The organism is Pseudomonas sp. YuFO8 (assembly GCF_035065025.1).
In the GTDB taxonomy this organism is placed as follows: Bacteria; Pseudomonadota; Gammaproteobacteria; order Pseudomonadales; family Pseudomonadaceae; genus Aquipseudomonas; species Aquipseudomonas putida_AE.
In genome coordinates this window covers 1-20,658 of the sequence record NZ_JAXDEQ010000027.1, presented here as the reverse complement: position 1 = coordinate 20,658, position 20,658 = coordinate 1, and the positions used below count along the sequence as shown (strand labels likewise).

18 protein-coding genes and 2 pseudogenes are annotated in these 20,658 nt (G+C 60.4%); 13 read left to right on the top strand and 7 right to left on the bottom strand.

Annotated features, from left to right (window positions below; all coding sequences use genetic code 11):
• Together SOP95_RS21685 and SOP95_RS21680 are read right to left on the bottom strand one after the other, a co-directional pair.
• Nucleotides 1–1,050, bottom strand: a complete 1,050-nt coding sequence (locus SOP95_RS21685; protein WP_323608263.1) for an isopenicillin N synthase family dioxygenase — start codon at nucleotides 1,048–1,050, stop codon at nucleotides 1–3.
• Nucleotides 1,051–1,358: 308 nt separating this feature from the next.
• Nucleotides 1,359–1,979: a cell wall hydrolase gene (locus tag SOP95_RS21680; RefSeq protein ID WP_274076703.1), complete on the bottom strand. Its 621-nt coding sequence runs from the start codon at nucleotides 1,977–1,979 to the stop codon at nucleotides 1,359–1,361.
• A gap of 143 nt (nucleotides 1,980–2,122) precedes the next feature.
• Between SOP95_RS21680 and SOP95_RS21675 the strand changes: the two genes are divergently transcribed.
• Nucleotides 2,123–2,974: a CAP domain-containing protein gene (locus SOP95_RS21675; protein WP_274076702.1), complete on the top strand. Its 852-nt coding sequence runs from the start codon at nucleotides 2,123–2,125 to the stop codon at nucleotides 2,972–2,974.
• Between the two features lie 349 nt (nucleotides 2,975–3,323).
• Here SOP95_RS21675 and SOP95_RS21670 read toward each other — a convergent pair.
• Nucleotides 3,324–3,611: pseudogene (locus SOP95_RS21670) on the bottom strand (cytochrome ubiquinol oxidase subunit I); the annotation flags it as partial.
• Nucleotides 3,612–3,697: 86 nt separating this feature from the next.
• Entirely contained in the window at nucleotides 3,698–6,022 is a 2,325-nt protein-coding gene (locus SOP95_RS21665) for an FdhF/YdeP family oxidoreductase (protein WP_323608262.1), read from the bottom strand.
• A gap of 394 nt (nucleotides 6,023–6,416) precedes the next feature.
• Here SOP95_RS21665 and moaA point away from each other — a divergent pair, with 394 nt between their 5' ends.
• Both moaA and SOP95_RS21655 read left to right on the top strand, forming a co-directional pair.
• Nucleotides 6,417–7,415 carry a GTP 3',8-cyclase MoaA gene (gene moaA / locus SOP95_RS21660; RefSeq protein ID WP_323608261.1) on the top strand — a complete coding sequence of 333 codons (999 nt, stop codon included), beginning with the start codon at nucleotides 6,417–6,419 and terminating at the stop codon, nucleotides 7,413–7,415.
• Between the two features lie 6 nt (nucleotides 7,416–7,421).
• Nucleotides 7,422–8,321 (top strand): bestrophin family protein, encoded by a 900-nt coding sequence (locus SOP95_RS21655; protein WP_323608260.1) that lies wholly within the window; start codon nucleotides 7,422–7,424, stop codon nucleotides 8,319–8,321.
• Between the two features lie 162 nt (nucleotides 8,322–8,483).
• Here the strand turns inward: SOP95_RS21655 and SOP95_RS21650 are convergent.
• Nucleotides 8,484–8,546 (bottom strand): annotated as a pseudogene (locus tag SOP95_RS21650) (molybdenum cofactor biosynthesis protein); the annotation flags it as partial.
• A 213-nt stretch (nucleotides 8,547–8,759) separates the two neighbouring features.
• On the opposite strand from SOP95_RS21650, the gene SOP95_RS21645 reads away from it, so the two are divergent.
• The 4 genes from SOP95_RS21645 to SOP95_RS21630 all read left to right on the top strand — a co-directional run bounded on the left by SOP95_RS21645 (nucleotide 8,760) and on the right by SOP95_RS21630 (nucleotide 14,281).
• Nucleotides 8,760–9,650, top strand: a complete 891-nt coding sequence (locus tag SOP95_RS21645; RefSeq protein WP_323608259.1) for a LysR family transcriptional regulator — start codon at nucleotides 8,760–8,762, stop codon at nucleotides 9,648–9,650.
• A 63-nt stretch (nucleotides 9,651–9,713) separates the two neighbouring features.
• The gene (gene chrA, locus SOP95_RS21640; protein ID WP_323608258.1) at nucleotides 9,714–11,072 is read left to right on the top strand and encodes a chromate efflux transporter; all 1,359 of its coding nucleotides are present in this window, start codon (nucleotides 9,714–9,716) and stop codon (nucleotides 11,070–11,072) included.
• A gap of 401 nt (nucleotides 11,073–11,473) precedes the next feature.
• Entirely contained in the window at nucleotides 11,474–12,838 is a 1,365-nt protein-coding gene (locus SOP95_RS21635) for a glutamine synthetase family protein (RefSeq protein WP_323608257.1), read from the top strand.
• A gap of 156 nt (nucleotides 12,839–12,994) precedes the next feature.
• Nucleotides 12,995–14,281 carry an NAD(P)/FAD-dependent oxidoreductase gene (locus SOP95_RS21630; protein WP_323608256.1) on the top strand — a complete coding sequence of 429 codons (1,287 nt, stop codon included), beginning with the start codon at nucleotides 12,995–12,997 and terminating at the stop codon, nucleotides 14,279–14,281.
• A 150-nt stretch (nucleotides 14,282–14,431) separates the two neighbouring features.
• On the opposite strand, the gene SOP95_RS21625 is transcribed toward SOP95_RS21630, so the two are convergent.
• On the bottom strand, nucleotides 14,432–15,220 hold the full coding sequence (locus SOP95_RS21625) for a DeoR/GlpR family DNA-binding transcription regulator (RefSeq protein ID WP_323608254.1): 789 nt from the start codon (nucleotides 15,218–15,220) through the stop codon (nucleotides 14,432–14,434).
• Between SOP95_RS21625 and SOP95_RS21620 the strand changes: the two genes are divergently transcribed.
• The 6 genes from SOP95_RS21620 (at nucleotide 15,113) to SOP95_RS21595 (ending at nucleotide 19,739) form a co-directional block, all read left to right on the top strand.
• Entirely contained in the window at nucleotides 15,113–15,469 is a 357-nt protein-coding gene (locus SOP95_RS21620; protein ID WP_274076778.1) for a hypothetical protein, read from the top strand. The genes SOP95_RS21625 and SOP95_RS21620 overlap by 108 nt on opposite strands.
• A gap of 205 nt (nucleotides 15,470–15,674) precedes the next feature.
• Nucleotides 15,675–15,842 carry a periplasmic nitrate reductase, NapE protein gene (gene napE / locus SOP95_RS21615; protein WP_046817268.1) on the top strand — a complete coding sequence of 56 codons (168 nt, stop codon included), beginning with the start codon at nucleotides 15,675–15,677 and terminating at the stop codon, nucleotides 15,840–15,842.
• Between the two features lie 32 nt (nucleotides 15,843–15,874).
• The gene (locus tag SOP95_RS21610; RefSeq protein ID WP_077185768.1) at nucleotides 15,875–16,135 is read left to right on the top strand and encodes a chaperone NapD; all 261 of its coding nucleotides are present in this window, start codon (nucleotides 15,875–15,877) and stop codon (nucleotides 16,133–16,135) included.
• Entirely contained in the window at nucleotides 16,132–18,636 is a 2,505-nt protein-coding gene (gene napA, locus SOP95_RS21605) for a nitrate reductase catalytic subunit NapA (protein ID WP_274076693.1), read from the top strand. The genes SOP95_RS21610 and napA overlap by 4 nt, the downstream gene beginning before the upstream one ends.
• Before the next feature lie 11 nt (nucleotides 18,637–18,647).
• Entirely contained in the window at nucleotides 18,648–19,133 is a 486-nt protein-coding gene (locus SOP95_RS21600) for a nitrate reductase cytochrome c-type subunit (RefSeq protein WP_274076692.1), read from the top strand.
• Between the two features lie 9 nt (nucleotides 19,134–19,142).
• A complete protein-coding gene (locus SOP95_RS21595) occupies nucleotides 19,143–19,739 on the top strand; it encodes a cytochrome c3 family protein (RefSeq protein ID WP_274076691.1) in 597 nt (198 codons plus the stop codon).
• An 85-nt stretch (nucleotides 19,740–19,824) separates the two neighbouring features.
• On the opposite strand, the gene SOP95_RS21590 is transcribed toward SOP95_RS21595, so the two are convergent.
• The coding region (locus SOP95_RS21590) for a DUF6708 domain-containing protein (protein WP_323608253.1) at nucleotides 19,825–20,658 on the bottom strand (834 nt) is incomplete at its 5' end.

Here is a 20,658-nt window from a genome sequence, read left to right as displayed (position 1 = left end):
TCAAACCTCCATGGCGCAGGCAGTACGGCCGAATGAGGACAAGCCCTTTGCCCCGTCCGGCAAGCTCAGTTCACCGCGAGCCAGGCGCTGCTTGAGGTAGCGAAAGGTTTGCAGGGTTTGCGCGTACAAGTGCTCGCCACACACAACCGGTCCATAGCGGCTCGGCGTTGCCGGATCGAGCAGTTGCGCGACGGGCTCGATGACCGTGTCGTAATCACAGGCGCAAAACATCGGGAACGAGTAACGCTCCTGGGCGACTTTGCGTACCCGATGCGCGGTGGCGACGTAGGAGCCGTTGCTCAGCACTTCCATCATGTCGCCAATGTTGATGACAAACGCGCCGTCCACCAAGGGCACATCGATCCACTGCCCTGCACCGTTCAACACTTCGAGTCCCGGCGCGGTCGGGAGCAAAATGGTGAAGCACTCATAGTCGGTGTGCGCACCTATACCGGGACGATCCACCGGCGCATCCGGCGCGAACGGATAGTGGATCAACCGCAATTGGCTGGGCGGGTTGTTGACCCGTTGCGTGAAGGCATTTTCCGCAAGCCCCAGTGCCAGTGCGAAACCTCGAAAAAGCGTGAGGTTGAGGCTGAACACGGCGTCGTAATAGGCCTTGACGTCCTGTTTGAATCCCGGCAACGCCGGCCAGCGATTGGCACCCAGCATCGGTCGCGTCCCGTGCGGCAGCCGGTAATCGAAACCGACATCGAAGGCCTCCTTGTGATCGATGCTGCCCTCGACGAATTGCTCTTCGCCCTCCGGTACATATCCGCTGTGGTTGCTCGACAGGCCGATGTAATCGTTCATCTTCTGTTCAAGCGGCTGGGCGAAATATTCCACCGTCCGTTGTTTGATGCGGTTGATGATCTGCGGATCGATACCGTGCCCGGTCACGTACAGAAAGCCTGCCTGCGAGGCTGCTCGCCCCAGGGCAGCGGCGGTTTCGATACGAGCGGCTGCACAGTCGGAAAACAGTCCCTGAATGTCGACCAGAGGCAGGGTCTGGAACGCGGAATGAGGGGTAATACGAGGCGTGGGCGCCATAAGTAACCTCCTGATGATTAGTCAAAATGTCACCTGGTCGTCCAGATATCGCAGAGCCGCGAGGCCTCCGGGTCGTCCCGGATCAATCGCACCAGAAAAGGTGCTGGAGAGGTGGAGCAATGTGCGTGCCATATTCGATCGTGCGCATAAGCACAGCTGTATCTAATTGATTTAAAACGGCCGATGCCAATGGAGACCGACCAGGCGTCTCCATCCTGAAGCCAGTAAAGGCACCAGCATGGAGCGAATGCTCTTTAGCGTGGCTTAAGGTCGCGGCCTGGTTCATGATCGCCTGGGTGAATTTGCGACTACTTCGCATCCCCGGCCTTGGGTTTGTAAAATCTGAACAAGCCGATGTTGGCCGTATTGTTGTACTCCCTGGCCCAATCCGGTTTCACCGTGCGATCATGGAAATACAACGCGCCCTTGGTGCGATCCGGCAATTGCTTGTTCAGTGCCTTGCGCGCGATTTCCTTGGCCATCGCATAAGGCACCTCTTCCTGCACCGAGTCGGCACGGCCGTCGCACCACCAGGAGAACTGGCAGCTTTTGCTCTGCGAGCCCTGCTTGACCACGCCGCACACGGTATCGGGAAAACCGTCGTGGCCGAGGCGGTTCATCACCACATTGGCCACCGCTTCCATGTCCGCCGCGTTCTTGCCCTTGGCTTCCCAGTAGATCGATCGGGCGAGACAGGTGATGGCGTCATCCAGCGGCGCTTTGCCCGCCGGGTCCACGGCCTGGACCTCGGGCTGGGTAATGGCTTGAGACTTGGACGCCGACGCAGGGCTGCTGTTTTCGGCGGCCTTGTGCTCAAGCACCTCGGCCTTGTCTTCGGCGACTTTCTGTTTTTGCTGCTGGTCGGTGGCGAATACCGGAACAGCGATCAGGGTGAGGGCGAGGCAGGCGGCTATCCAGTCGTGGCGCATGGTCGGGCACTACTCTGTGGGCAGTTTCGCCTCAGTGTAGTAGTGAAATGATGGCGCAAAGGAGGCGACATCGCGAAAAAGACATTGCGTTCAAGGGGGGCACTTCGCGCATCATGGGCGCAGTCAGCTCAAGGAGGATTTCCATGCATTTCCTGTCATCCACTCTGCGCCTTGCCGGGTTTTCACTCGGGCTTGTGTTTGCCGCCACCGCGCTGGCGAGCGAAGAGTCGCAACTGATCGAATCGATCAACCTCTACCGCGGCCAGCTGCAGCGTTGCGCCGGCCAGGTGTCCTCGGAACTGCCGCCACTGTCGGCCGACCCACGGCTGGTGCTGTCCGCCGCCAGCGTCGGCAACCTGCAGCAGGCCATGGCCAGCGCCGGTTATCCGATGAAGAACGTGCAGGCGATCAGCCTGAACGGGCCGCGAGATGCGCCCTCGGCCATGAAAGCGATCCAGGAAAGTTTTTGCCAGATCGTGCTCGACCCGCAGTTCGTCGACGTCGGCGTCAGCCGCCAGGACCGCGAGTGGCGCATCGTCCTGGCCCGCCCATTGTTGAGCGCACGCCTGGGCGATTGGCAGGCCGAAGGGCAAAAAATGCTGGCCGAACTTAACGTCGCACGCAGCCAGCCCCGCCAGTGCGGCGCGCAATCCTTCAACGCCACCACGCCGCTGACCTGGAACGCCACCCTGGCGACCGCCGCCGAAACCCAGTCGCGCAGCATGGCCAACAACAACTACTTCGATCACAAGGACCGCGACGGCCGCACCCCGGGCGACCGCGCGGAACTGGCGGGCTACGACTTCCAGCAGATTGGCGAAAACATCGCCGCCGGCCAGGACAGCGTGCGCAAGGTGGTCGACGGCTGGCTGACCAGCCCCGGTCATTGTGCCAACCTGATGAACCCGCAGTTCCGTGACCTGGGCGCGGCGTATGCGGTTGATCCGAAGAGCGATGCGGGGATTTACTGGACGGTGATGTTTGGGGCGCAATGAATCGCCCCATCTCCCACGGCCGTACCCGATCTACTGTGTGCGAGCCTGCTCGCGATGGAGGTCAACGATGACGCGGGGCGCCTGTCACCCCGCGGTGCCCTGAGCTTTTTCGCGAGCAAGCTCGCTCCTACAGGCCCGCTCAACACCAGCCACCCAATGCGCTAGTACCACCGAGTAGATGCCGCTTGATGTTTATCAATGGTAGCCATCGCCAATCCTGACGGCGGCACGATGTTCGGCCAGAGACTGAAGGCCAGGCCGAGGTAGCCGAGGAACATGATCGGAATGACCCGCAGGCCCATACTCGTGATGGGGCTTGGGCCCCTTGGCCACCCGAGAAATAGATCAAGTGCAAGCCGCGCCCTACCCGGTTCCAGCCAAACAGCATGACCCCGAGGAAGCCCGCTTCGAGGAAGAACGCGGTGAGCACTTCATAGGTCAGCAACGGCCCGGTGATGCTGCCGGCGAAGTCGGAAAAACGGCTCCAGTTGGTGCCGAACTCGTAGGCCATGACCAGCCCCGAGACCACGCCCATGCCGAAGTTGACGGCGAAGATCTTCGACCAGAAATGGTAGAGATCGCGGTAGGTGTCGTTGTGGGTTTTCAGCCAAAGGCCTTCGAGCACCGCCAGGAAATTGTAGGAGCTGGCTTGCCAGCGAAGGCGTCCTTCAACAATGCATTGTTCTTTCGGGCGCCTTCGCCGGCAAGCCGGCTCCTACAGGTTTATGCGGCAGAAGTGGAAATGAGGCTGCTCGCTTTTGCCTGCTCCAACCGGATGGCGACGAACTTGGAGGTCGGGGTGAACGTGCGGTCACCGTAGCTTTCCAGTGGCACCAACGGGTTGGTCTCCGGGTAATACGCGGCCGCCTGGCCGGCCGGAATGTCGTAGGCGATCAGGGTGAAACCGCTGACCCGACGTTCACGGTCGTCGTCCCACAGCGCCACCAGGTCGACTTTCTGCCCCGGCTCGAAACCCAGCCGGCGGATGTCCTGCTCGTTGGCGAACACCACATCGCGCATGCCGTAGACCCCGCGATAACGATCGTCCAGACCGTACAACGTGGTGTTGTACTGATCGTGGGAGCGCATGGTCTGCAGGATCAAATGAGGCTTCACCGCCAGGTTGCGCACGCCTTCGCTGATCAGGTGTTCGGGCAACACGCTGGGGGTGAATTGCGCCTTGCCGCTCGCGGTTTTCCAGATGCGCTGCGCGGCGTTGTTCGGCATGTGGAAGCCGCCCGGATGAAGCAAGCGCCGATTGAAATCCTCGAAGCCCGGGATGGTGTCGGCAATCATGTTGCGGATGCGGCCGTAGTCGCCGACGGCCCAGTTCCAGTCGATCGGCTGCTTGCCCAGGGTCGCGGCGGCGATCCCGGCAATGATCGCCGGCTCCGACAGCAGGTGTTTGGACTTGGGTTTCAGCTGGCCATGGGAGATGTGGATCATGCTGAAGGTGTCTTCCACGGTGACGCCTTGCGGCCCTTCGGCCTGCATGTCGATGTCGGTGCGGCCCAGGCACGGCAGGATCAGCGCTTCACGGCCGGTGACCAGGTGGCTGCGGTTGAGTTTGGTGGCGATGTGCACCGTCAGCTCACACTTGCGCAACGCGGCGTGGGTGCGCGGTGTATCGGGGGTGGCCTGGGCGAAGTTGCCACCCAGGGCGATGAACACTTTCGAACGGCCCTGCTCCATCGCCGAAATCGCCATCACGGTATTGTGGCCATGCTCCCGAGGCGGCTTGAAGGAGAAACGTTTTTCCAGGGCATCGAGCAATTCGGTGGGCGCCAGTTCGTTGATGCCCATGGTCCGGTCGCCCTGCACGTTACTGTGACCGCGAACAGGTGACAGGCCGGCACCGGGGCGCCCGACATTGCCGCGCAGCAACATCACGTTGATCACTTCCTGCAACGTCGGCACCGAATGGGTGTGCTGGGTCAAGCCCATCGCCCAGCACATGATCACGCGCTTGGCGCGGGCGTACATGCGCGCGGCCAGTTCGATGTCGGCCAGGCTCATGCCCGATTGCTGCTCGATGTGCTCCCAAGCGGTGGCATCGACTTCGGCCAGGTAGGCATCCATTCCCGAGGTGTGTTCGGCGATGAACTCACGGTCGAACACCGGCTCACCACCCGTGGCTTGAGCTTCCCGTTCCCACTGCAAGAGGAACTTGGCGATGCCGCGCATGACCGCCATGTCGCCGCCGAGGGCCGGACGGAAGTAGGCGGTGTTGGTCGGCTCGGATCCGTTCATCAACATTTCGATCGGGTGTTGCGGATGCTGGAAACGTTCCAGTCCGCGCTCCTTGAGCGGGTTGATGCAAATCACCTGCGCCCCGCGTTTGACCGCTTCACGCAGCGGTTCGAGCATCCGTGGATGGTTGGTGCCGGGGTTCTGGCCGATGACGAAGATCGCGTCGGCATGCTCCAGGTCATCGAATACCACGGTGCCTTTGCCCACACCCAGGCTCTCGATCATGCTGACGGCGCTGGCCTCGTGGCACATGTTCGAGCAGTCGGGGAAGTTGTTGGTGCCATAGGCGCGGACGAACAGCTGATAGAGAAAGGCGGCCTCGTTGCTGGCGCGGCCGGAGGTGTAGAACTCGGCCTGGTTCGGCGATTCCAGCGCATTGAGATGCCGGGCGATCAGCGCGAACGCTTCGTCCCAGGTCGTTTGCACGTAACGATCGGTGCTGGCGTCGTATCGCATCGGATGGGTCAGGCGGCCCTGATACTCCAGCCAGTAATCGCTTTGTTCGGACAGTGTCGAGACGCTGTATTTGTTGAAGAAAGCCGGGTCGACCAAACGGCCGGTCGCTTCCCAGTTGACCGCCTTGGCGCCGTTTTCGCAGAACTTGACCATGCCGTTTTCCGGCGATTCGCCCCAGGCGCAACCGGGGCAGTCGAAGCCGCCATTCTGGTTGGTCTTGAGCATTGCACGGATATTCTTCAGGGCGTTTTCACTGCCCAGCCAGGTTTTGGTAACGGCGATCAGCGCGCCCCAACCAGCGGCGGCACCTTTGTAGGGTTTGTAGCGGTCGACTTGCGACATGGTACTTCTCCGTGACCTGATTCAGGCCATTGATCGTTTGACGGAGAAAAGCATAGGAATGAGGGTTGAATATTGTCTAATTGCTATTAATGACCAGATTATCGAAGATATCTATCAAGACATTTTTACTATTATTTCAGTTACTTAATCAGCCATAACGAACTTTTCAGAGGGAAGATATTTCATCATAGAGCCCATCGATCAACCAGTTATTAATAGTGATTGGACGCCCTCGCAAGTTGCACTTAGCCTGCGTTTAATTTGTGGGAGCGAGCCTGCTCGCGATGGACTCAAGCGCACCGCGTTCAGCCAGTAAGCACGCGTCATCGTTAACGACCATCGCGAGCAGGCTCCCACAATTCATTTAATGCGCCCAGCGCCAAGCGAGGATGTCATGTCGAAACGAGTCTTGATCGATGGGTTCTCCCGCCGCGTGGATTATCTGCGCATGTCGGTCACCGACCGTTGCGATTTCCGCTGCGTGTATTGCATGGCCGAGGACATGCAGTTCCTGCCGCGCCAACGGGTGCTAACCCTGGAAGAGATCTACCAGGTGGCCGAGAGCTTCGTCGCACTGGGTACGCGCAAGATCCGCCTGACCGGGGGTGAGCCGCTGATCCGCCCGGGCGTGGTCCAGCTGTGCGAGAAGATCGCCGCCCTGCCCGGCCTGCGCGAACTGTGCATGACCACCAATGGCTCGCAGCTGGCCAAACTGGCCGAGCCCTTGTTCGAGGCCGGGGTCAAGCGCCTCAATATCAGCCTCGATTGCCTCGACCCGCAACGCTTTCGCGAATTGACTCGTACCGGTGATCTGGCGCTGGTGATCAAGGGCATCGACGCCGCCAACAAGGCCGGATTTCGCAACACCAAGCTCAACTGCGTGGTGATGAAGGGCCGCAACGATCACGAGATCAACGATCTGGTGAGCTTCGCCATCGACCGTAATCTGGATATCTCCTTTATCGAAGAAATGCCCTTGGGCACCATCAGCGAGCACAGCCGCGCCGAGTCGTTTTATTCCAGCGCCCAGGTCCGTGAGCGGATTGCCGAGCGCTACACTTTGATTGATTGCGCCGAGTCGACCCAGGGCCCTTCGCGCTACTGGCGCCTGGCCGAGGCGCCGCAGATTCGCCTGGGGTTCATTTCGCCCCACAGCCACAACTTCTGCGGCACTTGCAATCGGGTGCGGCTGACCGTCGAGGGTCGCCTGCTGCTGTGCCTGGGCAACGAGCACTCCGTCGATCTCAAGGCCTTGTTGCGCAGTCACCCCGGACAGCCGGAACGCTTGGAGAAAGCCATCATCGAGGCGATGAAACTCAAGCCTTATCGGCACAATTTCGAAGTGAACGACGATGTCCAGGTCGTTCGCTTCATGAACATGACGGGCGGCTGAAAGACCATGATCGTCAGACCCAAACCCAACCTGATCGGCGTGCTGACTTCGCTCAAGGGCTCGATCGCCAAACGCATTGCCCTGCGCAGCCTGTTGGTGACCTTGCTTGCCTCGGCCATCGTCCTGATCGAAACCCTGCACCCGAGCTACTTCTCCAAGGTCAGTGCAACGCCGTTCACCCTGCTCGGCCTGTCACTGTCGATCTTCATGAGCTTTCGCAACAACGCCTGCTATGACCGCTGGTACGAAGCGCGCAAGGCGTGGGGCGAGATCATCGTGGACATCCGCTCGATGATTCGCGAAACCCAGATCATCAAGGACGCGCCAGAACGACACACGATCCTCGGCAACCTGTGTGGCTTCGCCCATGCGCTCAACGCGCGACTACGCAGGGAAAACGAACTGGCCGCCAGTGGCGACTGGCTGCAACCGATGCCCAAGGGCAACACCACGGATATCAGCGGACAGATACTGCTGCAGGTGGGTCAGCAGTGCTCTTCACTCAACAAATCCGGGGCGATCAACGATTGGCGCTACACGCTCATGGCCAACCATTTGACCAGTCTGACCCATGCCCAGGCAGTCTGTGAGCGGATCAAGAACACCCCGCTGCCATTCCCCTACACTTTGTTGCTGCACCGCACCATCTACCTGTTCTGCATCCTGTTGCCGTTCGCCATGGCCGAACCCCTGGGCTGGCTGACACCGATCTTCACCGCGATCGTCAGCTACACCTTCTTCGGCCTGGATGCGATTGCCGACGAACTGGAAGACCCCTTCGGCCGCGACGAAAACGACCTGCCCACCGACGCCATCGTGCGCAATATCGAGCGCGATGTCCTGGCTGCGCTGGGCGTGACGGAGTTGCCACCGGCGCTTGAACCGGTGGATTTTGTGTTGAGCTGACACTCAAGAAACACCCAAAACCTGTGGGAGCGTGCCTGCTCGCGAAGGCGGCCTATGTCAACATCGATGTTGAATGTTCCGGCCTCATCGCGAGCAAGCTCGCTCCCACAGGTTTACGCTGCTCACCCCCGTGTCCCGCAGGCTTGCACCGATTTGAGGTGCGTCGCTGACGGTCAGTACGGCAATGTTCAAGGGGACAAACAATGCATCCGGTTTGACGCTCATCAAGATTCTCCGGCAGACAGGAATTAACTAACTTGCGGAGACTAAAGCGCTGGAACAAGCACTGTCTAATCACTCTCACCAACCGCATTATCGAGCGAATCTATTGCCCTTTAAATACAGCTGATTGGACGCACAGAACCAACAGTGAGATCGTCTACGCTCAAAATCAAGCCTACCAGTTCCTACACCCTTCCCCCGCCAGCAGGTGCCATCATGGACATCAAACAACTCAAGTTCCTGATCGCCCTGGAGCAGACCCGCCACTTCGGCCAGGCCGCCGCGCGCTGCCACATCACCCAGCCGACCCTGTCGATGCGCCTGCGTAACCTCGAGGATGAACTGGACCTGGTACTGGTTACCCGCGGCCAGCGCTTCGAAGGCTTTACCGAGGCCGGCGAAAGGGTACTGGCGTGGGCCCGGACCCTGCTGGCTGCCCACGATGGCCTGTTAGCCGAAGCGGCCGCGTGTCGTGGCCAATTGGTCGGTAACCTACGCCTGGGCCTGGTGCCGCTCAGCAGTTTCAATCCGGTCAGCTATATCCAGGGGCTTTCGCGCAGCTTTCCCGAACTCAAGTTCAGCCTGTCGTCACTCAGTTCAGACCAGATCATCGAGGGGCTGGGCAATAACCAACTCGACCTGGGCGTGTGTTATCTCGACCACGTCAACCCGAACTATTTCGAGTTTTTCGAGATCGGCGAAACCCGCGTCGGCCTGCTCTACGACACCCGTCACTTCCGTTTCGACGGCACGCAAATGAGCTGGGAAGATGCCGCCGAGCTGCCGCTGGGCATGCTCAGCAACGGCATGCACTATCGTAAATCCATCGACCTGAGTTTCCGCAGCCGCGGGCTCGACCCGCGGCCGATCCTGGAAAGCGATTCCACCTACCAGTTGCTCCAGGCGATCCACGAGGGTTTTTGCTGCGCGATCATGCCCCTCGATAGTGGCCTGGAAGCGCCGATCGAACACCTGTCCTTCATCAACTTGCCCGATGCCAGCGTGCTGGCGCCCCTGGGTTTGGTCATGCGCAAGACCGAACCGCGTTCGGCGATTGCCGAGAAGTGTTTCGCACAAGCGCAGCAGTTATTTCCCGCAAAGAACTGATATTCACTTCGAGGTTCTTTGCTAAAGTCACTGGCTAAAAGCGCCTTCGCAAGGAACATCCGCTTGAGCCCCACGCCTTCCCAGAACAGTCAACCAGACCAAACAAAGCCTGCTGCAATCAGCCTGCGCGAAGCGTTCCGCTTCTGGCTCAAGCTCGGCTTCATCAGTTTCGGCGGGCCGGCGGGGCAGATTTCGATCATGCACCAGGAGTTGGTCGAGCGCCGACGCTGGATCTCCGAGCGACGCTTTCTGCATGCCCTCAACTATTGCATGCTGCTGCCCGGCCCAGAGGCCCAGCAACTGGCGACCTACATCGGCTGGCTGATGCACCGGACCTGGGGCGGCGTGATCGCAGGCACGCTGTTCGTGCTGCCGTCGCTGTTCATCCTGATTGCCCTGTCCTGGGTGTACATCGCCTTCGGTGAGGTGCCGGCGGTGGCCGGGTTGTTCTACGGGATCAAGCCTGCGGTGACCGCCATTGTGCTGCAGGCGGCACACCGGATCGGCTCCCGGACATTGAAAAACGGCTGGATGTGGGGCATCGCCGCCGCGTCATTCGTGGCCATCTTCGCGCTCAACGTGCCCTTTCCCTTGATCGTGTTGGGCGCGGCAATCATCGGCTATTTCGGCGGGCGCCTGGCACCGGAAAAGTTCCGCACCGGAGGCCACGGCGCTGCGCAGAAAACCTTTGGCGCGGCATTGATCGACGACGACACACCGACACCCGAACACGCCCGTTTCAGTCGCTGGAAATGGCTGCACCTGGCCCTCATTGGCGCGGTGTTGTGGACACTGCCGATGGCCACCCTCACCGCCCTGTTCGGTTGGGACGGCACGCTGACGCAGATGAGCTGGTTCTTCACCAAAGCGGCGCTGCTGACCTTCGGCGGTGCCTACGCGGTGCTGCCGTATGTGTACCAGGGCGCGGTGGGGCATTATGGCTGGCTGACGCCGACGCAGATGATCGATGGTCTGGCGCTCGGCGAAACCACACCCGGGCCGCTGATCATGGTCGTGGCCTTCGTCGGTTTTATCGGCGGCTACGTGCATCAGGTGTTCGGTCCCGATCAGGCCTTTGTCGCCGGTGCCGTTGCCGCCATGCTGGTGACCTGGTTCACCTTCCTGCCTTCGTTCCTGTTCATTCTCGCCGGTGGCCCCTTGGTGGAATCGACGCACAACGAACTCAAGTTCACCGCGCCACTGACAGCGATCACGGCCGCTGTGGTCGGGGTGATTGTCAATCTGGCGTGTTTCTTTGGCTACCATGTGCTGTGGCCTGACGGCTTCGACGGTCGGCTGGATTGGCCTTCGTTGTTGATCGCGATCGCGGCGGCGATTGCCTTGCTGCGGTTCAAGCGCGGGGTGATCGAAGTGTTGGCTGGTTGTGGGCTGGTCGGACTGGGCGTGTACCTGCTTCGCTGAAAACAGACGTTTACAGGTTTCGCTTTCACCCCTAGTATCCAGTCACTGCGGATAGCTCGTTATCCGCCACCGACGATTTCCCCTGCTGGAAACCTGAGTCATGAGCACCTCACCGTCAGAGCACCACTTGCTGGATGTCTCGATCCTGACCACCCCTGTGTTGGTCGTGGGTGACATTGCCCCATGAAACGCATCGTCAACCTGCCCATGGCCCTGCGCCGCTCCAAACTGCGTCACTCCGCACGCCCGCCGGATAGCAACCTGCTCGCCTGATCGCGTCCACGATTCGTCGAGCCCCTCTCCTTTTTGCTATCGCTGCCAGCCCGCGGCGGATCTTTATCCGTCGTCGCGCCCTGGCCTGAATCCGTGCGTCCGCGGGACGCCCACGTGAGTGACGAACAATGAAATTTGCAGCCCTTGAAGACGCTCAATCCTTTCTGGCGAACAACCCCGATATCGACATGATCGAGCTGTTCATTCTCGACGCCAATGGCGTACCGCGCGGCAAGCTGTTGCACCGTGAGGAACTGCTGGCGGTGTATGAAAGCGGTCGCCCGCTGCCCAGCACCATTCTCGGCCTGACCTTGCAAGGCGATGACGTCGAGAACTCCGGGCTGGTCTGGGACGTGGGCGATATCGACTGCCGCGCCTATCCGCTCGAAGGCAGCCTAGTGCGCTTGCCGTGGCGGCAGATTCCGACGGCGGCGGTGCAGGTCAGCATGCACCCGCAAGAAGGCATGCCGGCGAGCATCGCCGACCCACGTCATCTGCTGATCAAGGTCATCGACCGCCTGAAGGCCGAGGGTTACCACCCGGTGATGGCGTGCGAACTGGAGTTCTATCTGCTGGACGCCAAGCGCGACCATAACGGCCGCCCGCAACCGGCGCTGGACGCTGACGGTGGTCGACCGCGACACACGCAGGTCTACGGCCTGCGCGAGCTGGAGCAGATCGAACCCTTCCTCGCCGACCTCTATGCCGCGTGCAAGCTGCACCGCATTCCGGCGCGCACGGCGATTTCCGAATACGCCCCGGGACAAGTGGAAATCACCCTGGAACACGGCGATGCCTTGCAGGCGATGGATCAGGCCGTGCGTTACAAACGCCTGGTGAAAGCCGTGGCCCACAAGCACGGCATGCAAGCTACGTTCATGGCCAAACCCTTCGATCATCTGGCAGGCACCGGCATGCACATGCACGTCAGCATCGCCGACGCCGAAGGCTGCAACCTGTTCGCTTCCGAGGACCCGGCCGGTACCCCGCTGCTGCGCACGGCCATCGGCGGCATGCTCGCCAGCCTGCTCGATTCGCTGTTGCTGTTCTGCCCTAACGCCAACTCCTACCGGCGCTTCCAGGCCAACAGCTATGCGCCGTTGGCCCCGACCTGGGGCGTCGACAACCGCACCGTCAGCCTTCGCGTGCCCGGTGGCCCGGCCAACAGCCGGCACATCGAACACCGCATCTGCGGCGCCGACGCCAATCCCTACCTGGCAGCGGCGGCGATCCTTGCCGGCATCCATCGCGGCATCAGCGAGAACCTCGATCCGGGCGAACCGGTGCAAGGCAACGGCTATGCGCAGGCCACGCAGTTGCTGCCGACCGACTGGCTGACGTCACTGACGGCGCTGGAAAATTCGGTGTGGGCGCGGGATGCGTTGGGCCAGGAATTCCTGGGGGTTTACCTGGCGGTCAAGCGTGCAGAGTATCGGCAGTTCATGGCTGAAGTGGGTGAGCAGGATTGGCGTTGGTATCTGACTGAGGCGTGAGCCGCCCGGTCGACCCTACGCATTCCCACTGTAGGAGCGAGCTTGCTCGCGAAAGGGCCGTGTCAGCCAACATCAATGTTGAATGACACGCCGCCCGGAGCAAGCTCGCTCCTACAGGGTTCGCACTAATCTCCCAAATTTTGCATGGACACTGACATGACTCAGCAACGCTGCAATTCCTACTACAGCGCCACCCTCAACCACGAAACCGACTACCCCACGCTGCAAGGCCAGCAACGCGTCGACGTCGTCATCATCGGTGGCGGTTTTACCGGCGTCGCCACGGCGGTCGAACTGGCTGAAAAGGGCCTGAAAGTCGCCATCGTCGAAAGCCACAAGATCGGCTGGGGCGCCACCGGGCGCAACGGCGGCCAGGTCACCGGCAGCCTCTCGGGCGACGAAGCGATGCGCAAACAGATGCGCCGCACCCTCGGCGAAGAAGTCGATGACTTCATCTGGCACCTGCGCTGGCGCGGTCACCAGATCATCGAGCAACGGGTGGAGAAATACGCCATCGCCTGCGACCTCAAGCACGGCCACTTGCACGCCGCCTACAAGCCCGGCCACATGGACGGTTTGCGCAAGGACCATGACGAAGCGCTGCGCCGTGGCATGGCCGATGACGTCAGCCTGCTCGACCGCAGCCAGGTGCGCGACCTGCTGCAAAGCGACCTCTACCACGGCGCGATCAAGAACACGCGCAACATGCACCTGCACCCGCTCAACCTGTGCATCGGCGAAGCGCGGGCAGCGGAAAGTCTCGGCGCATTGATCTTCGAAAACAGCGAAGTGCTGGAGATCATTCACGGTGACAAGCCAGGCATACGCACCGCCCACGGCCGCATCGATGCCAACCAGGTACTGCTGGCCGGCGACGTCTACCACAAGCTGGAACCGGGCAAGCTCAAGGGCAAGATCTTCCCGGCCATGGGCGGCATCGTCACCACCGCACCGCTGGGAGACCTGGCCAAACAGATCAACCCAGAGGACCTCGCGGTCTACGACTGCCGCTTCGTCCTCGACTACTACCGCCTGACCGCCGACGGCCGCCTGCTGTTCGGCGGCGGCGCCAACTACAGCGGCAAGGATTCGCGCGACATCGCCGCCGAGTTGCGCCCGTGCATCGAGCAGACGTTTCCGGCACTCAAAGGCGTGGCCATCGATTACCAGTGGAGCTGCGCGATGGGCATCGTGATCAACCGCATCCCGCAACTGGGCAAACTCTCGGACAACGTCTGGTACTGCCAGGGCTACTCCGGACACGGCATCGCCACCACCCACATCATGGGCGAAATCATGGGCCGGGCGATCACCGGGCAACTGGAACACTTCGACACCTTCGCCGCCTGCCAACACATCCGCGTGCCCATGGGCGACCTGCTCGGCAACCCGATGCTGGCGGCGGGCATGTGGTACTACCAAATGCTGGAGCGACTGCGTTGAGTCATCTGCGAAGTTGAGGCAACACCCCAATCCACTGGGGGAGCGAGCTGCTCGCGATAGCGGTGTATCAGTCAACATTGAAGTCGCCTGACACATCGCCATCGCGAGCAAGCTCGCTCCTACAGTTTGTGTTTCATTGAGACATAGCGCTCAAGCCTCCGCCTGCACCACCTCGATCCCCAACTTGCGGTAATCCTCAACGTTGCCCGTCGCCACATGACGCTCGGTGATCAGCGTGTGCAGACGCTCACAAGGCGCCACCACGAAAGGCTCCACCGCGCCCAGCTTGTCCGCCGTGGTGACGGCAATGACCTGGGTCGCGCTGTCGAGCATCGCCTGCTTCACCGGCACTTCATCGAAATGCAGGGAGCTGATACCGACTTGCGGATGAATCGCACAGACTCCGGTAAACAACAGATCCGCCTTGATGCCCTCGAGCAAGCGCAGGGTTTCATGGCCGCTGGCCGACATGGTCGCAGGATTGAGTTGTCCCCCCGCCAGGATCACCTTGATGCCTTTGAATTCGGACAAGGTAATAGCCGTCATCGGCGACGCGGTGACCGCCGTGATGCAGATGTCCGGTGGCAGCAACCGCGCAATCTGCAACGTGGTGGTGCCTGAGTCGAACATCACGATCTGGCCGCTCTCGACCCGACTCGCCGCCAGTTGCGCCAACCGGGTTTTGACTTCGTCGGTCTCGCTGATCCGGGTGAAGTAGTCCTTGCCCGTGTCCTTGGGACGTGGCAAGGCCCCGCCATGTACGCGCTGCACCAGCCCGGCGCTGTCCAGCTCTGCAAGGTCCCGGCGAATGGTGTCCTCGGAAACCGCGAAATGCTGGCTCAATTCGGCCGCCATGACCTTGCCGTCACGTTCCAGGATCAAGAGGATTTTCTGCCGGCGCAGTTGCGGGAGTTCGGCTGCGGAATGCTGGTCGTGCATGATATTGCCCGTTTGTGCGCGAAGTTGCCTGTTTGCGAGAGTAGCCAAACAACGCAGGAAACACAAACACGCCAGCAGGTATCAATTCTTTCGATCTTTCAAATCACCAAGCCGAATTTTTTATTTGCGCCCGACCTGTTCAAGATGAGCGCCATCACCCCTGTATCGGAAACAAACGTCATGAATATCAATTTCGCCTTCGCCTGCATGATCGTGGTTTCGTTCACCATCGCCTTGGTCCATACCTGATTCGCAACAACGCGCTCCCTTGCTACGAACGGTGCCTCAACGCCGTTCTCCTTTTGTAACTCAATGCTGTAATGGATCGAAACGTTATAGCCAGCTATCTCAGGGCAATAGCTACAGGCCACCGTCGGTCGATAAAAACTGCAGTAATAACCCTCTTAAATTTCCGTGATCTAGTCTGAATGCAAGTTCGGCTGGAGCGCACTCCATGTCATTGACCGAAGAGCAAAAACCGCAGCGACGCAAGGAAATGCGCCTGTTTCTCTTTCTTGTCGTTTGCCTGTTTCCGTTACTTTCAGTCGCCATCGTCGGCGGTTACGGTTTCATCATCTGGTTTTTCCAGATGCTCTACGGCCCGCCCGGACCACCCAACTAAAAGCCTTCCATTAGAGCCTGTTGGAGTCAGCCATGGATGAACCCCTGCACATAGCCAGCCTTGTGGTACTTGCCCGACCTGAACTGTTTGACGCCGTCAAAGCCAACCTGCGTTTATTGGACGGCGTGGAGTTACATCAGGAAAGTGCCGCCGGCAAACTGGTGGTAGTCCTCGAGGCCGTACACGAAAACCAGATCCTGCAACGCATCGATCAAATCAACAATTTACCGGGCGTGCTCAACGCCGCGCTGATCTATCACGAAATTCTCGATCCCGCGGGAGACATCCAATGAGCATGTCGCGCCGAGCATTCGTCAAGGCCCAGGCCGCCGCCATCGCAGCCTCCGCGGCCGGCCTGCCGATCTTCACCACTGCCAGCAACCTGGTGACCGAAGCGGACATGGTCACCCTTGACTGGAACAAGGCGCCCTGCCGTTTCTGCGGCACCGGTTGCAGCGTGATGGTCGCGACCCGGGACAATCGGGTGGTCGCCACCCATGGCGACGTCAAGGCCGAGGTCAATCGCGGGTTGAACTGTGTGAAGGGCTATTTCCTGTCCAAGATCATGTACGGCGTGGATCGCCTGACCCAACCGCTGCTGCGCATGACCAACGGGAAGTACGACAAGCAGGGAGAGTTCCAGCCGATCAGCTGGGACAAGGCCTTCGACATCATGGAAGAAAAATTCAAGCAGGCCCTGAAAAACAAGGGGCCCGAATCGGTCGGCATGTTCGGTTCGGGTCAGTGGACGGTGTGGGAAGGTTATGCCGCCAACAAGCTGATGAAGGCCGGCTTTCGCAGCAACAACATCGACCCCAATGCCCGTCATTGCATGGCCTCGGCGGTGATGGGATTCATGCGCACCTTTGGCATGGACGAGCCCATGGGTTGCTACGACGACATCGAGGCCACCGACGCCTTTGTGCTGTGGGGCTCGAACATGGCGGAGATGCATCCGATCCTGTGGAGCCGTGTCACCGACCGGCGCCTGAGCTATCCGCACGTGAAAGTCGCGGTATTGTCGACCTTCGAACACCGCAGCTTCGAACTGGCCGACATCCCCATGGTGTTCAAGCCGCAAACCGACCTGTTGATTCTCAACTATATCGCCAACCACATCATTGAAAGCGGCGCGGTCAATCAGGACTTCATCAGCAAGCACACGCGCTTCGCGAAGGGCGCCGACGATATCGGCTACGGCTTGCGTGCCGATGATCCGCTGGAAAAACAGGCTAAGAATGCCGACAAGGCCAATACCTGGACGGACATGTCCTTCGAACAGTTCGCTGAGTTCGTCAAACCCTACACCCTGGAACGTACCGCGAAGGAAACCGGGGTGGCGCCTGAACGCATCAAGGCCCTGGCCGAACTTTATGCCGATCCCAAGTGCAAGGTCGTATCGTTCTGGACCATGGGCTTCAACCAGCACACCCGCGGGGTATGGGCCAACAACCTGATCTATAACATCCATCTGCTCACGGGTAAAATCAGCGAACCGGGCAACAGCCCTTTCTCGTTGACCGGCCAGCCATCGGCCTGTGGCACCGCGCGCGAAGTGGGGACTTTCTCCCACCGCCTGCCCGCCGACATGGTGGTGACCAATCCGAAACACCGCGCCACCGCGGAAAAAATCTGGAAACTGCCCGCCGGCACCATTCAAGAGAAAGTCGGCTTTCATGCGGTACAACAAAGCCGCATGCTCAAGGATGGTGTGCTCAACGTCTACTGGACCCAGGCCAGCAACAACATGCAGGCCGGGCCCAACATCATGCAGGAAGTCCTGCCGGGCTGGCGCAACCCGGAAAACTTCGTGATCGTCTCGGACGTCTACCCCACCGTTTCCGCCCAGGCCGCCGACCTGATCCTGCCCAGCGCCATGTGGGTGGAGAAGGAAGGCGCCTTTGGCAACGCCGAACGTCGCACGCAGTTCTGGCATCAGTTGGTCAGCGCCCCCGGAGAGGCCAAGTCTGATCTTTGGCAACTGGTGGAGTTTTCCAAGCGCTTTACCACCGATGAAACCTGGCCCGCGGAGTTGCTGGCCAAGGCACCGGAGTACAAGGGCAAAACCCTGTTCGAGGTGCTGTTCAAAAATGGCCAGGTCGACGAGTTTCCGGTCGAGCAGATCGAGACCGGCTACAAGAACGATGAAGCCAAGGCCTTCGGTTTCTACCTGCAGAAGGGTCTGTTCGAAGAGTACGCCCAGTTTGGTCGCGGTCATGGCCATGACCTGGCGGCCTTTGATCGTTACCACACCGAGCGTGGCCTGCGCTGGCCGGTGGTTGACGGCAAGGAAACCCGCTGGCGTTACCGCGAGGGGCTCGACCCCTACGTGGAAACGGGCAGCGAAGTGCAGTTCTACGGCTACCCGGACAAGAAGGCGATCATCTTCGCCCTGCCCTATGAGCCACCGGCTGAAGCGCCGGATGCCGACTACCCGTTCTGGCTGAGCACCGGCCGAGTCCTTGAACATTGGCACACGGGCACCATGACCCAACGGGTCGATGAACTGTACAAAGCCGTGCCGGACGCGCTGGTCTACATGCACCCCGAGGACGCCAAGGCCATGAAGGCACGCCGCGGCAGTGAAGTGAAACTGATCAGCCGTCGCGGGGAAATCCGTGCCCGCATCGAAACCCGTGGACGCAACAAACCGCCACGCGGCCTGGTGTTCGTGCCGTTTTTCGATGCCAACAAGCTGATCAACAAGGTCACGCTCGACGCCACCGACCCGATCTCCAAGCAGACCGACTACAAGAAATGCGCGATCCGCATCGAGTTGATCAGCGTGGCTTGAGGAGAACCGTCATGACTTTTCGCATCCTGCCGTTGTTCCTGCTCGCCGTGATGGGCGCGGTGATCGCCGCCGAGGTCGATTACCCGCTGGATGCTTCGGGCCCGGACGGACGCCGGCCCGGCGGCACCCTGACGCAAAACGCGCCTGCGCCGCCACTGGCCGACGATGAAAACAAAGACCTCAAGCGCGAGCGCAACTACCCTGACCAGCCGCCGACCATCCCCCACAGCATTCGTGGCTATCAGATCGACAAGAACGGCAACAAATGCCTGTCCTGCCACAGCCGGGCCAACAGTCCACGCAGCCAGGCGACGATGATCAGCATCACCCACTACATGGACCGCGACGGCCAGGCGCTGGCGGCTGTCTCACCGCGTCGCTACTTCTGCAACCAGTGCCATGTGCCGCAAAAAGATGTGCTGCCGCTGGTGGGCAACAGCTTCGAGACCATCGACAAAATCCTGCAAGACGACGCCAACGCCGCGCAGAAACCTTGAGGAGTCGCCATGAAAGCATTGTTCGCCCTGCTTAAGGACTACTGGGGCATCCTCTGTCGGCCGAGTGTTTATTTCAGCCTGGGATTTCTGACGCTGGGAGGTTTTATCGCCGGGATCATTTTCTGGGGTGGTTTCAACACGGCCCTGGAGCTGACGAACACCGAGAAATTCTGCATTTCCTGCCACGAGATGCGCGACAACGTGTTTGTCGAACTGCAGGACACCATCCACTACACCAACCGCTCGGGTGTGCGCGCAAGCTGCCCGGACTGTCACGTGCCCCATGAATGGACCCACAAGATCGCGCGTAAGATGCAGGCATCGAAGGAAGTCTGGGGCAAGCTGTTCGGCACCATCGACACCCGCGACAAGTTCCTCACCCTGCGCCGTGAACTGGCCGAACATGAATGGGCCAGGCTCAAGGCCAACGACTCGCGCGAATGCCGTAACTGCCACAATTTCGAGTTCATGGACTTTACCCGCCAGGGCAAACGGGCGGCGGCCATGCACTCGACCTCATTGGCCAACGGCGAGGCAACCTGCATCGACTGCCACAAGGGCATTGCCCACAAGCTACCCGATATGAGCGGCGTCAAAGGCTGGTAGCTATTCAGTTGCTCGCGACATGATCCACATGGTCGGCCGTCGCCCGCGATCAGTCGGCCGCTGGGCCAAGTGTGCAGTGACGGGTTCAATGCAGCCCCGCCGCCTTGCAGGCGTCGACGTAGGTCGCACCTTTTTTGTCCATGGCGGTCTTGACCAGTCTGTTCGCTTTTTGCAGGGCGGGGCTGGGCTGGGCCCATTGTTCGGGGGGCAACGGTTGCGACCACGCTTGCACGTTTTCAGGCAGGGTCGGGCGACCCTTGCGGTGGGCCCATTCGGCGATCAGGTAGGGCATTTTCCAGAACACTATCACCCGTCTGACGTACCACCAGCGCAGAGGCCATCGGGTTCGCTTGCCGTAACCGTATTGGTGTCGTTGCGCGGCGGTCAGGTCCGCGCCGTCATCGTCTAAGGAACCCATGAAGCGTGCGCCTTTGCGTTCGATCTCAAAGGTGTGCAGGCCTTCGTAAGGCTTGAGTTCGTCTTCGGTGGGTGTCAGCCCCAGAATGGCAAGCATGGGGTTGGGCGTATCCACCTGCTCCCCTTCTTCCATGTAATTGCGAATGAACGTCCACATGCCCAGCGCGTGCGCATCGCTGGGTTGGGCCGACAATACAAACTGCACGGTGTCGTGCTCTTCGTCCTCCAGCCCCATGCCGAAGGTGTAATCGCGCATCGCACCGTAGCTGGTCACGCCCTGGCTGCGGGCGACCCAGGCCACCACGCTCTCCCAGGGCACGATCAGCACTCGATGGGTGGTGTCGTCGATGTAGCAGACTTCGCGGCGTTGGCGGTTGAAGCGGACCGGGTAGCTTTTGGCCAGGGCTCGGACGTTGGAGAGCATGCCGTAGATAACAGCACCAATAGGGAGAATGGATGCAAGGCTGATTTTGCTACCTGCCTCTATAAACAGGAGTAAATC

Bases quoted from the DNA above. Each gene is read 5' to 3' on its own strand.
- SOP95_RS21620 (WP_274076778.1), top strand. From the start codon at position 15,113: ATGCTGGCTCAATTCGGCCGCCATGACCTTGCCGTCACGTTCCAGGAT.
- SOP95_RS21635 (WP_323608257.1), top strand. From the start codon at position 11,474: ATGAAATTTGCAGCCCTTGAAGACGCTCAATCCTTTCTGGCGAACAAC.
- SOP95_RS21645 (WP_323608259.1), top strand. From the start codon at position 8,760: ATGGACATCAAACAACTCAAGTTCCTGATCGCCCTGGAGCAGACCCGC.
- napA (WP_274076693.1), top strand. From the start codon at position 16,132: ATGAGCATGTCGCGCCGAGCATTCGTCAAGGCCCAGGCCGCCGCCATC.
- SOP95_RS21600 (WP_274076692.1), top strand. From the start codon at position 18,648: ATGACTTTTCGCATCCTGCCGTTGTTCCTGCTCGCCGTGATGGGCGCG.
- SOP95_RS21675 (WP_274076702.1), top strand. From the start codon at position 2,123: ATGCATTTCCTGTCATCCACTCTGCGCCTTGCCGGGTTTTCACTCGGG.
- SOP95_RS21680 (WP_274076703.1), bottom strand. From the start codon at position 1,979: ATGCGCCACGACTGGATAGCCGCCTGCCTCGCCCTCACCCTGATCGCT.
- moaA (WP_323608261.1), top strand. From the start codon at position 6,417: ATGTCGAAACGAGTCTTGATCGATGGGTTCTCCCGCCGCGTGGATTAT.
- SOP95_RS21655 (WP_323608260.1), top strand. From the start codon at position 7,422: ATGATCGTCAGACCCAAACCCAACCTGATCGGCGTGCTGACTTCGCTC.
- SOP95_RS21630 (WP_323608256.1), top strand. From the start codon at position 12,995: ATGACTCAGCAACGCTGCAATTCCTACTACAGCGCCACCCTCAACCAC.
- SOP95_RS21665 (WP_323608262.1), bottom strand. From the start codon at position 6,022: ATGTCGCAAGTCGACCGCTACAAACCCTACAAAGGTGCCGCCGCTGGT.
- SOP95_RS21610 (WP_077185768.1), top strand. From the start codon at position 15,875: ATGGATGAACCCCTGCACATAGCCAGCCTTGTGGTACTTGCCCGACCT.
- SOP95_RS21595 (WP_274076691.1), top strand. From the start codon at position 19,143: ATGAAAGCATTGTTCGCCCTGCTTAAGGACTACTGGGGCATCCTCTGT.
- SOP95_RS21625 (WP_323608254.1), bottom strand. From the start codon at position 15,220: ATGCACGACCAGCATTCCGCAGCCGAACTCCCGCAACTGCGCCGGCAG.
- napE (WP_046817268.1), top strand. From the start codon at position 15,675: ATGTCATTGACCGAAGAGCAAAAACCGCAGCGACGCAAGGAAATGCGC.
- SOP95_RS21685 (WP_323608263.1), bottom strand. From the start codon at position 1,050: ATGGCGCCCACGCCTCGTATTACCCCTCATTCCGCGTTCCAGACCCTG.